The 12,022-nt window shown below is 65.6% G+C and carries 10 protein-coding genes and 2 tRNA genes; 8 read left to right on the forward strand and 4 right to left on the reverse strand.

What is annotated here, in order from left to right; genetic code table 11:
* The first annotated feature begins 215 nt into the window (after window positions 1-215).
* The 3 genes from VGQ44_15765 (at window position 216) to VGQ44_15775 (ending at window position 4,349) form a co-directional block, all read left to right on the forward strand.
* Entirely contained in the window at window positions 216-2,669 is a 2,454-nt protein-coding gene (locus VGQ44_15765) for an ABC transporter permease (protein ID HEV8448288.1), read from the forward strand.
* A 326-nt stretch (window positions 2,670-2,995) separates the two neighbouring features.
* Entirely contained in the window at window positions 2,996-3,661 is a 666-nt protein-coding gene (locus VGQ44_15770) for a hypothetical protein (protein HEV8448289.1), read from the forward strand.
* A 118-nt stretch (window positions 3,662-3,779) separates the two neighbouring features.
* On the forward strand, window positions 3,780-4,349 hold the full coding sequence (locus VGQ44_15775; GenBank protein HEV8448290.1) for a DUF2239 family protein: 570 nt from the start codon (window positions 3,780-3,782) through the stop codon (window positions 4,347-4,349).
* Window positions 4,350-4,380: 31 nt separating this feature from the next.
* Here the strand turns inward: VGQ44_15775 and VGQ44_15780 are convergent, their stop codons facing one another.
* Window positions 4,381-6,852 (reverse strand): ABC transporter permease, encoded by a 2,472-nt coding sequence (locus tag VGQ44_15780; protein ID HEV8448291.1) that lies wholly within the window; start codon window positions 6,850-6,852, stop codon window positions 4,381-4,383.
* Between VGQ44_15780 and VGQ44_15785 the strand changes: the two genes are divergently transcribed.
* From VGQ44_15785 to VGQ44_15795, 3 genes are all read left to right on the forward strand, one after another.
* Window positions 6,851-7,045, forward strand: a complete 195-nt coding sequence (locus VGQ44_15785; GenBank protein ID HEV8448292.1) for a hypothetical protein — start codon at window positions 6,851-6,853, stop codon at window positions 7,043-7,045. The genes VGQ44_15780 and VGQ44_15785 overlap by 2 nt on opposite strands.
* A 239-nt stretch (window positions 7,046-7,284) precedes the next feature.
* Entirely contained in the window at window positions 7,285-7,788 is a 504-nt protein-coding gene (locus tag VGQ44_15790; GenBank protein HEV8448293.1) for a DinB family protein, read from the forward strand.
* Window positions 7,789-7,870: 82 nt separating this feature from the next.
* Window positions 7,871-8,182, forward strand: a complete 312-nt coding sequence (locus VGQ44_15795; GenBank protein ID HEV8448294.1) for a hypothetical protein — start codon at window positions 7,871-7,873, stop codon at window positions 8,180-8,182.
* 107 nt (window positions 8,183-8,289) lie between these two features.
* Here the strand turns inward: VGQ44_15795 and VGQ44_15800 are convergent.
* Window positions 8,290-8,362, reverse strand: a tRNA-Gln gene (locus tag VGQ44_15800).
* A 155-nt stretch (window positions 8,363-8,517) separates the two neighbouring features.
* Here VGQ44_15800 and VGQ44_15805 point away from each other — a divergent pair.
* Window positions 8,518-9,861, forward strand: a complete 1,344-nt coding sequence (locus VGQ44_15805) for a hypothetical protein (GenBank protein ID HEV8448295.1) — start codon at window positions 8,518-8,520, stop codon at window positions 9,859-9,861.
* Between the two features lie 453 nt (window positions 9,862-10,314).
* On the opposite strand, the gene VGQ44_15810 is transcribed toward VGQ44_15805, so the two are convergent.
* Window positions 10,315-10,387 (reverse strand) — tRNA-Ala (locus VGQ44_15810).
* 129 nt (window positions 10,388-10,516) lie between these two features.
* Here VGQ44_15810 and VGQ44_15815 point away from each other — a divergent pair.
* A complete protein-coding gene (locus VGQ44_15815; protein HEV8448296.1) occupies window positions 10,517-11,479 on the forward strand; it encodes a pyridoxal-phosphate dependent enzyme in 963 nt (320 codons plus the stop codon).
* A gap of 32 nt (window positions 11,480-11,511) precedes the next feature.
* Here the strand turns inward: VGQ44_15815 and VGQ44_15820 are convergent, their stop codons facing one another.
* The gene (locus VGQ44_15820) at window positions 11,512-12,018 is read right to left on the reverse strand and encodes a KGG domain-containing protein (protein HEV8448297.1); all 507 of its coding nucleotides are present in this window, start codon (window positions 12,016-12,018) and stop codon (window positions 11,512-11,514) included.
* Window positions 12,019-12,022: the final 4 nt, after the last annotated feature.

Here is a 12,022-nt window from a genome sequence, read left to right on the forward strand (position 1 = left end):
TCGAGCAGCGGCGTTCCTCACGCAATCTAGAGCGCGGAACCCGGGTTGACGCGATCCCGCCCCCGGGCTGTCCGATTCTGGAGTGGAAATCCCACGAGCGGACAAGGGGCATGGCTCCGACGACGCTTCGCGGTCGCCAACGCGTTGTCGCACCCCCGGTTGACGCACGATCGCGACAGGCACGCTTCTTACCATCTGCACCCAACGCGCCGACCATGAGAGAGCACCCTACGATGTTCGAAGATCTGCGACTTGCCGCCCGCGCGATGTACCGCGACCGAGGCCTCGCCACCGCCGCGGTGCTCTGCCTCGCCCTCGGCATCGGTGGCACGACGATCGTGTACAGCGTCACATCCGCACTCGTGCTCCACCCCGTTCCGGCGACGGATCCCTCCGGCCTCGTGATGGTCGCCGAGGTGCCGCCGGCGAAACCGGGCCCGGACGACGCCGAGATGGCGCCCGCGAACTACGGGGACCTCGCTCGACGGAATCGCAGCTTCAGCGAGCTCGCGGCGTTCACCAACCTCGACGCCAACCTGACCGGAATCGACGAACCGGAGCGCATCGCCGGCTTTCGAGTGACTCCGAGCTACTTCCATCTGCTTGGTGTCCTGCCCGCGCTGGGCCGCTTGTTCACCGATGAAGACGCGCGCTACACCACTTCGCCGGACGTCGTCATCATCAGCGACGGACTCTGGCACCGGAGGTTCGGCAGGGACCTTGGCGTCGTCGGCCGAAAGGTGCAGATCAACGACGTGCCGCGCACGATCGTCGGCGTGTTGCCCGCCGGCTTCGTCTTTCCACCGGGCGCCGAGCTGTGGACGCCGCTCTCGCTCGCCGGAGACTACGGCCGCGAGCGCGACGGGCGATTCCTGCGAGGTGTGCTCGCCAGGCTTCGCCCCGAAATTTCGCTCGCGCGGGCGCGCGCCGACGTGCACGGCATCATGCAGCAGCTGCAACGCGAGTATCCTGAGGACGACGGTAAGTGGGACATGCGCGTCGAGGATGCCAACGCCTTCTATGGACAACATCCCCGGCCGTTCATGCTCGCCCAGCTCGCCGCCGTCGTGCTCGTGCTGCTCATCGCGTGCGCGAACGTCGCCAACCTGCTGCTCGCTCGCGCTACGACCCGCACTCGCGAAATCGCCGTCCGCGTCGCGCTGGGCGCGTCGCGCGGACGCGTCGTGCGCCAACAGCTCGCCGAGTCCCTGCTGCTCGCGTTCGCCGGCGGACTGCTCGGCACTCTGTTCTCCGTCTGGGGAATCGAGGCGGTGCGCGCCATGCTCCCCGCCGAACAGGCGAGATTGAATCCCGGATGGACGCGCATGGAGCTGAGCGCGGGTGTGCTCGCCTTCACCGCCGCGGTCTCCGTCGTCTCGGCGCTGCTCGTGAGCCTGGCTCCCGCGTTCGTCGCGAGCGGCGCGGATCCGAGGCAGGCGCTCAACGAAGGCGGACGCAGTGCGTCGCATGGTCCCTCGAAGCACCGGCTGCGCGGATTGCTCATCGCCGGCGAGATGGCCCTCGCCCTCACGATGCTCGTCGGCACGATGGTCACCGTGCGCGGCTTCGTAGCGGTCGCCAACGAAGCGCCGGGCTATCGCGTCGATCACGCGCTCACGATGCAGCTCACCGCGCCCATCGCGCGCTACAGGACGACGGCCGACGCCGAGGCGATGTACACGCGTGTGCTCGATGCCGTTCGGGCGGAGCCCGGCGTGACCGGCGCGGCATTGTCGACGATGCTGCCCCCCGACTGGGCCAAGTACGACAGCCGGATTTTTCTCGAGGGCGAGCCGCGTCCGACGCGCAGCGATCCGGCTCGTACGCCTCGCTGGCAGATGGTGACGCCCGGCTATTTCGCGACGATGGACATCCCGCTCGTCCGCGGCCGCGCCTTCACCGACCACGACGATTCGACGTCGGCGAGCGCGATCGTGGTGAGCGAGTCGATGGCGCGCGCGTATTGGCCGAATGAAAGCCCCGTCGGCAAACGCATCGGGTGCGCGTGCGACGACACGACGATGATGACCGTCGTCGGCGTAGTCGGCGACGTTCACTTCAACCCCAACGTCGGTCCTGCCGACGCGCCCACCTACTACGTGAGCGCCGCGCAGGCGCATCCATGGCGCACGAAGTCGTTGGTCGTTCGCACGAAGGGCGATCCCGCGTCGATGACGCGCCGGATCGAGCGCGCGATCGCGGGTGTCGCGCCGACGGTGGCGCCGGGCAGCGTGCTGACGCTCGATCACGTGCAGCGCAGCGCTCTTTCGCCGCAACGCATCACGAGCGAGATGATGGCGGCGTTCGCTGTCGTCGCGTTGCTCTTGGCGGCGGTCGGCATCCACGGCGTGATTTCGTACACGGTGGCGCAGCGAACGCACGACATCGGGATCCGCACGGCACTCGGCGCGCAAGGTGCCGACGTCGTGCGAGGCGTGGTCGGTCCGGCGATGGGATTCATCGTAGTCGGCGCCGGCGTCGGCGTGGTTGGCGCGATGCTGATGACCCGCACACTCGCGCACCTGCTGACGCAGCGTTCGCCGAGCGACCCGGTGTCGTTCGTCGCCGCGGTCGCGGTGCTCGCATCCGCGGCGATCGCCGGCGCGTATCTCCCGGCGCGGCGAGCGATGCGCATCGATCCGGCGATCGCGCTGAGACGCGACGTGTAACACCGGCACCGCGCGAGCGGTGGACGGTGACGCGTCGACGCTTCAACGGATCGACAGTAACAGTCCCTACTGTCCACCCGTCCAACCAGAGCATGTGCGTGTGCAACGGCGGCCTTGACGGCTCCCCCGCGCCCCCCCAAGGCGAGCTTGGCCTTGGGACGCATTCCGTTCGCGGACGCTTATGCGAGAACTCTAGTCGCGGCGGGTCGCCTCGATCGTTTGGTCTCGGACCGGGAATTGCCTTCGCTGCAACTTCGGTAGGCATGGCCCACCCGCCGCGCTTCGGCCCGTTGCCGAGCGGCGCCAGCGTTCGGCAGGGAGCTCAGATGTTCCGTCCGTTCCACTGCGTCGTCGGCGCGCTGTCGCTGATGGCCGCCGCATGCTACGACCACAGCAACTTCAATCAAGTCGGCAGCTTCGCCACCGTTCGCCTCGTCAATGCGACGGATACGCCCGTGTCGCTCGCCAACGCGGGAGTCCTCGACTCAGGCAACGCGCGGCTCGTGTTCGGTCAGTCCTCCAGCTGCGTCTTTGTCACCCTGAGCCACGCGCTGATCGATGGAATCGCGATCACGAACGGCGGGACCGGCGCGACCATTCCGCTCGCGGCAAGCCTGAAGTCCGGCGACAATGTCATCATCGTCGCGTTCGGCGATTCGGTCGGCAACATACAGCTCACGACGCTGGACAATCACTTCGTGCCGGCGGCAAACTCGGCGGGCTTGCGCTTCTTCAACGGCACGTCGAGCACGGCGCCGCTCCTCATGCACCGCAACGATCTCACCTTCACGTCGTTCGTCGGCCTCGGGTCGGCGAGCAGCTTCGTGAGCGTGCCGATCGACGCGGGGACGATCACCTTCAGCGACAAGCTGTCCGTCGTTCTCGACGCCGGCGTAATGGCGTTCCCTCTCGGTCAGAACTCGACCGTGGTGCTCGGTCCCCCCGCCCCCGCGGCGGTTCCGCTTCGCTTCTTCACGGTACAGGCCTGTTGAAGCCGATGTCCTGATGGGGCTGTCCGACGAGTGCCGGTTGCGCGAATTATACCCTGGTAATATTCTTCCATTTCGTATTCATTCCTGATAAATCGTCTTGGAGACCGGGGTTTTGGCTATGGAAGAGAGAGGCAGTTTCACCGCGTTCGCCGGCCATCGTCAGGTCGCCAGCGGCCCGTGGCCACAGCTTCTGACGGCGACGAAACGATACCTCGACGCCGGCGGCGAGCCCGTGCTGATCTTCGGCGACGAGACCGGCAAGCAGGTCGACGTCGACTTTCGCGGCACACTGGACGAGGTACTGTCTCGAGCCGGAGCCGCCGACGCGCCTCGCGTTGGCCCCGGACGGCCGAAGCTCGGCGTGGTCAGCAAGGAGGTCTCGTTGCTGCCGCGTCACTGGGAGTGGCTCGCCGAGCAGCCGAACGGAGCGTCGGCAACGCTGAGGCGTCTCGTCGACGCGGCCCGCAAAGCGACACCACGTTCCCGGCGGCTCCGCGACGCGGCCTATCGATTCATTTGGGCGGTCGCGGGCAATTTCGAGAATGCTGAAGAGGCGATCCGCGCCCTCTACGCCAAAGAGGACGCCCGCCTGGAACGACTGATGGAAAACTGGCCGGCCGACGTCCGCGAGCACGTGCTGCGGCTCGTCGCCGAGGCGTGGCGCGAGGAGAGTGCGCTCGGCGGTTAGTCCGCCAACCGGGGTGCGTACCGCTGCGCGCTCACTCCTCGCGTAGCGCGACGGTCGGGTCGACGCGCGTCGCGCGCAGCGCGGGGATGTACGTCGCGAGCATGGCCGTCGCGATCAAGATGATCGGCACGACCGCAAACGTGATCGCGTCGGTCGTGCTGATGCCGAACAGGAGACTCGCCATCACGCGCGTCAGCGCCGCGGCGCCGACCAGTCCGGCGACGACGCCGAGCGCGGTGAGCTCCGTACCGCGTCGCAATATCATCAACAGAATGCCTCCGCGATCGGCCCCGAGCGCCATGCGGACGCCGATGTCGTGCGAGCCTTGCGCGACGAGGCGCGACATCACGCCATAGACACCAATGACGGCGAGCAACAGCGCGAACGCGGCAAACGCGCCGAGCATCGTCGTCGCGAATCGCTGGCGCGCCATCGAGCCGCTCATTCGGTCGGACATCGTTTGAACGTCGTACACCGTGAGCGTCGGATCGAGGTCGTGCATCTTGCGGATCATCGCCCGGGCGATGGTGATTGGATCGCCGGTCGTTCTCGCCACTTGATAGCCCGCATTCGGGGACGGCATGTAAACGACAATGCGCCCATCGACGTCGAGGCCATACTGCTTCACCGTGCCGACGACGCCGGCGATCCTGAACTTTCGTGCGGGATTGAACCACACGTGCTTGCCGATCGCCTCGCCCTTCGGCCAGAAGCGTTGCGCGAACTTGTTGTCGATGAGGACAACGGGTTCCGCATTCTCCGCCAGATCCGCATCGGTGAAGACTCGTCCGGCGATGAGCGGGATCCGCATCGTGCTGAAGTAGTTCGTCGTCGCGCCCCGTTGGTCGACTTGCAGCTCGTGCCCCGGCTCGGGCGTCCATCCTTCGACATTGATCTGGCCCCACCCGACCGATGACGTGAACGGAAGCGCGGAAACCGCTCCGCGCTCTTTCACGCCAGGGACGCTCGCCAGCTGGTCTCCGAAGGTGGTCCAGTACGCCAGCGCGGCGTTGCGATCGTCGAAATGACGCCCGGATACGCCGAGCCGCATCGACACGACACCGTCGGGTTGGAAGCCTGGCGAGACGCGCTGCAGCTGAACGAAGCTCCGAATGAGTAGCCCCGCGCCAACGAGCAACACGATGGAGATCGCTACTTCCGCGACCACGAGCAGGTTACGGAGCCGCCGGCGTGAACCGCTCAAGCCTCCGTCACCATGAGTGTTCCTGCCACCGGCCTTGAGCGTCGAGTTGAGATCGACGCGCGCCGCTTTGAGCGCCGGCGCCAGACCGAACAGAATGCCCGTGAGAATCGACACGCCAAACGTGAATGCGAGGACGCGTCCGTCGAGACCGATCGCGTCGATGCGCGGAATGTTGCCCGGATTGATGGCGCGAATCGCGCCGAGGGCGAGCGCGGCGACCAAGAGACCGGCCACGCCACCCATGAGACCGAGCAGCGTGGTCTCGGTGAGGAGTTGCCGCACGAGACGCCGCCAATTTGCCCCGAGCGCAACGCGAACGGCGATCTCCTTTTGCCGTGAGCTCGCGCGCGTGAGCAACAGGTTCGCGACGTTCGCGCACGCAATGAGCAGGACGAGCGTCACGGAGCCCATCAGGACCAGCACCGCGAGCCGCACGTTGCCGACCACGGATTCGACGAGCGGCACGACGTCGATCGTGAAGGTGCGATCGCGCTTGTCCTTGTCCCGAATCCGCGCCGCGATCGCGGCGACGTCGGCGTGCGCCTGCGTCATCGTCACGTTTGGCTTGAGCCGCGCCATGAGATTGTAGTTCTCGTCCCCGCGGCGATTCACGGCATCGGCGCCGAGTGGGAGCGGCAGAAAGAGATCCATCTGCTGCGTGCTCGACACGGTCGGCATGATCTCGGCGTTCAAGAGAAAATTCGCGTCAAGCACGCCGACGACTTGAAATTGATGGATCGAATCCCGTGGACTGAGACCGTTCAGCACGATCGTCTTGCCGACGATGGTTGGATCGCCGTTGAATGTGCGCTTCCAGAACGCGTTGCTCAGCACGACGACGGGCGCCTTGCCCGGCACGTCTTCGTCTGGCTGCAGGAGCCGGCCGTAGCGAGCTTTCGCCCCGAGCATATGAAAAAGGCTCGAGGAGGTGAGCAGCGCCTCGACACGCTGCGGCTCGGGAAACGGCGCTTCGCCACCGCGGCCAATCAGCGTTCCCGCGCGACCCTGCGAGATCGAGAGCTCGGAGAACGACCGATTCTCGTTTTTGATGTCCGTGTATTGGCCGGGTGACGGCCAGTCCTGCGGGATGTTGATGCCCGGCGACCGGAGCCACAGCACCGTCAGTCGCTCGGGCTCCGGATATGGGAGCGGCTTGAGCAGGAGCGCGTCGACGACGCTGAAAACCGCGCTGTTCGCGCCGATGCCGATCGCCAGCGACGCGACGATTACGGCAGTCAGGCCGGCCGTTCGCCTGAAGGTCCTAAGGGCGTATCGGATGTCTTGCAGAAAATCGGTCATGCTCGCTCCACGCCAGGTCACCTTCCAACGAACGTACCGCGATGGCGATCTGTTGCACACCGCACCGGAGTGGGACAGCGAAATCGTCTCCGCCGTTGCCCCGAAGACAGCCGTCGTGCATATCAAACGGGCATCGGTGATGCATCCGCGGGTGGGCGACGTGGATCATTTCACAGATCCAGTCCGCGTGTAGAACGCGATTCGACACGTCGCTGATCTTGAGGACGGTCCCCTGCATGACCAACCTTGTAGTTGACAGCACCGCTTGACGCTCTGTTCTCTGCGCAATAGGATGCGGCGACAATCGAACTGAAACGCGCCGACCATAGGGGCCCTTCGGGTGCATGCGTTCGGCGCGAGAGTAGGCGGAATCCCTGGCCGCGGAAATGGCCGGATTCCGCTTTTTTTACACTACTGGTTTGAGGGGGCCGCGTGCAACCATCTGATCTTCAGCGCATATTCGACTACAGCTATTGGGCGAACGCAAGACTCTTTGCGGCGATCGAGCCGTTGAGCGCCGAGCAATTCGCGGCGCCGGTCGCCGGAAGCTACGGGTCGATACGGAACACGCTCGTGCATGTCTTGAGCGCGGAGTGGGGCTGGTTGGATCGCTGTGGCGGGCCGTCGCGCGGCGATGCACTCAAGCCCGAGAACTTCCCGACGCTGGATGCGCTTCGTCAGACGTGGGCCGAGGTCGAAGAGCACGTGCGGGCGTTCCTCGTCGGGTTGTCGGACGCCGACGTGTCGCGCACGGTGCGCTTCGCGTTTGGCGGAGGGCCGACGCACGAGATGCGTGTCCGCGATTTGCTCGAGCACGCGGCGCTGCACGCGGTACATCATCGCGGTCAAGTTGCGTTGCTCCTGCGTGAGCAGGGCGTGGCGCCGGGAAATTTCGATTTTCTCATTTATCTCGCGGAAAGCGAACGACACCCATGACTGTCGTACGTATCTGCACGGCCGCCGTGGCGTCCTTCGCGACGTACTTCCTCCTGGGGGCGCCTTCTTCAGCGGCTCGGCGATGCGCGCCGAATTCGCTCGCGTTGCGACCGTGTACCGCACGCAAGACTCGATGAAGAGCGTGATGCCGATCGGCATGCTTGGTATGCTCCTGTCGATGATCGCGCTCGCGACGCTGTTCGCCATGATGCACGCCGTTTTGGCTACGTCTTGCTGCTTCATCCACATGACGCTGTTGAGCGACTCCGACGCGACCGGCCTGGCTTGGTGCCAGTCGAATGGTGGGAGTTGTCTTTGCAAAGGCTCCTTGAAATCGGAGCGACGAGGCGCCCACTCGAGGATACTCAGCGTGGGTACGAATCGCTTCGCTTGAGCTTGCCGAGCAACGTGCGAGCCCGGATCAATCTCAGGAAGAAACAGGGGGAGCGGCCTGATTCACATAAAAAAGCGACCCAACCGAACCGGTTGAGTCGCTGCAAGTTGCCCCTCCTGGGATCGAACCAGGACTCTCCTGATCCAGAGTCAGGCGTGTTGCCAGTTACACCAAGGGGCAAAAAATCGCCGTCCCCCTGACAGCGGAGCGGCGAACATCTTGATTATACTTGACATAACGCACCCGTTCAACCCTGATGGCGGCCTGTCCCACCCACCAGCAGAGTCTGGATCGGCGCTCGTCGCACGGTCCGTAAACTCAACTTCGGCCGCCGCTTGCCACTTCGCAATCCGACCGCTGGCGTCGCAGCCGCAGCCATCCTCGCTTGCCCCTTGCTCGGCGCGTGCGCCGACACCTTCCGCGGACTGGGCCCCACGCCGCCCGTCGCCGAGGCGCGCGCCAATGAGCTCTTCGAGTCCATCGCGGCGAGATTCGATCGCGTCGAGCTCGAACCCAAGTTCGAGCAGGCTCGTCTCCGGCTCGCGCAGGCAGCACTAGTCCCGTCGCGCGTGTTCAGCGACAGCTCCGTGTGGTCGATCATGCCGAATTCGACCACCCGGACGCTGTTCGCGCGGGGCGAGACCGACGACAAGACGGCCCGCTATCGAATCGAGACTCGACCGTCCCCGATGCCGATCGTGCGGGGGGCCGACACGCGGCATACGATTCAGCTTCGGTCGTTGGAGCCTGACGTCTATCGCTGGGATACGGACGTCGAAATGGGCGTCGGTTCGATTTCGGCGGCCGAAGTAAGCAACCTGTTCGTCGCCCTCTTTCGCGTCGCGGAAGGCCGGACCGAGGCGCAGCTTCGCGAGGACTACCGCGCCGCCTTTCCGCGCACGTCGGCGGCGTTCGGTCGCGGATTCGCGATCGACTCGTTGCATCTCGCGGCCGCGGCCGGCGGCGGGACGAGCGTATCGATCACCGCGGGGTTCCACCCGGAGGCGATGCAAGGTGCGTATCCGGCGCTGGCGAAGTACCTCGAGAAGTATCTCGGTCCGGCGAAGTACCACTTCGTGCTGGCGGACAAGAACGGCACGACGCTGCTCGACGCGACGGGACGCGATCGTTTCGTCACGTTCCGCTATCGCATCGCCGAAGGACGACTGGCGCCCCTCACCGGCCCCCTCAAGCCCTGGTCCGACACACTGCGCCTGACGTCCGACATCAAGATGAAGGTGAAGCTGTTCCACGTGGGATTCCGGCAGCTCGTGACCGACTTCGTGATCTCGAACGTCGGCCACGAGCGGGCAATCTCGATCATCGCGCAGCGCGAGCCCGAATGGGAACTTCCGCTCGTCACCGAGCGGCTGATCCGGACGCCGTTGCATCGCCCGTTCCTGGGCCAGGGCGCCCTGTTCCAGCTTTCGGTCCGCGACACCGCCGGGGCTCAAACAGTGTTCGCGCGGCGCGCGCGGTTCGACGTCCAGGAGAGTACGATCGCGCGATTCCTCGGCTCGCTCGCAGGGCGCATGATGAGCGATCTGGATGCGACGGTCGAGGCCGAGGAGGACAAGTTCCTCCACGACGGCTTCGTCGCGATGCAGGCCGACTTGAAAACTGTTGCCCGCGCGTGGCATCCGCGCGAGGAGGGAGGGTCGGACATCGCCAAGCCGTAACGGCGCGAGACCACACACGGCGGTGGGATCGCGGCCAATCTGACGACTGTTTTGGAACGGCGAGTACGGCTTTGGGGACATCGGACGTCTGACATTTGAGGTCCGACGTCAGACCCGGCGTGAACAGCAGGAGCTCCGACCTGTCGCGGAGCCTCTACGTGCAACGCAGGGTCTGACGTCAGATGTCCGAAATCGGACGTCCGACTTCTAGCGCGGGCCATACGTCGCGGTGCGCCTCGAAACCGAACTGGCCGAAAAAAAAGGCGCCACCGAAGGTGGCGCCGCGCCTCTTAGGCAGTCTCTCCGGTGTTGCCTCGCGCGCCGTCATTGGAACTCTGCGTCCTACCGAGCGGCGGCGGGCATATTTCCGGAGGCCGATTCTAGCTAGAACCGTGCCTTATAGTCTTTCCCTACGTACAACCGCGGCGGAAGTGTCAACGCGCCGCGTCTTCATGGAGCTGACCGGGATCGAACCGGTGACCTCTGCAGTGCGATTGCAGCGCTCTCCCAGCTGAGCTACAGCCCCTTCCGACTTCAGCCCCATGGAAAAGGCCCCGCAGGTCGCGGGGCCGCCTCCCACACGACGTAAAACTAGAAGGCGACTGCGCTTGCGTCAAGTTGACTTGCGAGCGCGCCGGAGGTAACAAACGGTAGAATGTTTCGAGACCTGAACGCCGCCGACGTCATCGCGGCCGCGGATCGCATCCGACCCCTCATCCGTCGCACCCCGCTCGTGCGGAGCGACGCGCTGAGCGGCATGGCCGGGGGCGACGTCTATCTCAAGCTCGAAAACCGACAGATCACCGGTTCGTTCAAGCTTCGTGGCGCGCTCAATGTGCTCGCGACACTGCCGCTCGACGCACGGGCGCGAGGCGTTGTCGCGTCGTCGGCCGGCAACCACGGGCTTGGCGTCGCGCACGCGGCCAAGCACTTCGGCACACACGCGACGATCTTCGTTCCGACCACCGCGCCGCAGGTCAAACGCGACGGCATTTCGGCACTCGGCGCGGCGATGGACACGTCGCAGCCGCACTACGACGCGGCGATGGATGCAGCGAAGAGCTTCGCCGCGCATCACGGAGCGACGTTCATCAACCCGTGCCTCGGGGACATGCTGCTCGCCGGTCAAGGAACCGTGGCGCTCGAGATTCTCGGCGACCTCCCTGGACTGCAAACGTTGATCGTGAACGTGGGCGGGGGCGGTCTGCTCGGTGGATGCGGGACGCTCGTGAGAGCGGTCGCGCCGCATGTCAGGATTGCGGCCGCGCAGAGCGTGAACACGGCCGCGATGTCACGGTCATTGGCCGCCGGGCGCGTCGTCGAGATCGAGAATCTGCCGACGCTCGCCGACGGCCTGGCGGGTCAGATCGACGAGGACGCGCTCGACATCGGCCGCCACGCCATCGACGACATGGTGACGCTCGAGGAGGAGGAGATCGGGAAGACGATCGCGTGGCTCTGGTCGACGCACGGCGAGCGCGTCGAAGGCGCCGGCGCCTGTGCCGCGGGAGCCGTCTTGCTCCGCAAGCTTCAATCGATCAAGACGCCCGCCGCGATCGTGGTCAGCGGCGGGAACATTGACGACGCGAAGCTCGAAGCTGCGCGACGGCACGCCTAGGCGCGCCGTCTCAGCCTCGGCTTCGGAGTCCTCTATCGGAAATCGCGAGTGATCAAGCTCGACGCGCGGCGTTCGTTGCCGAGCGAGGAGCTGCCACGCGAGCCGTGAGCGTCGGCGGTGTTGTTTTCCGCGTGTCCGCCGATCGCGACCTCGCGGTCGCTCTCCAACCCACCTGGATGGTTCTGGTACCGCGATTCGATCGACGTGCCGTGCGTGTGCGATGTAGCGCCCGCGGTGTTCCGGTTGCGGGACTGTCCGCGCGCTTCGCCGCCCCGACGGCCGATGGCCGCCATGTGTTCGCGGTTGCGGCTGACGGCGACGCCACCCTTCCGACCCGCCTCGCGCGCCTCGCCCGAATCGAATTCGTGCGCCGTACCCTTGGCATGAGCGGCCTTTCCGCCCTTGCTCGCGATCTCTCGTTGCTTGCTCCGGTCCATCGACGCGAAACCGCGATTGCTACGCGCTCGCGCGCTTCCAGATCCACTCGCGCCGGTTCCTCCGGCGGCCGTGGTGCGATCCTCGTTGCCCTTGTTCGGCATTCCA

The organism is Gemmatimonadaceae bacterium (assembly GCA_036003045.1).
Taxonomy (GTDB): domain Bacteria; phylum Gemmatimonadota; class Gemmatimonadetes; order Gemmatimonadales; family Gemmatimonadaceae; genus JAQBQB01.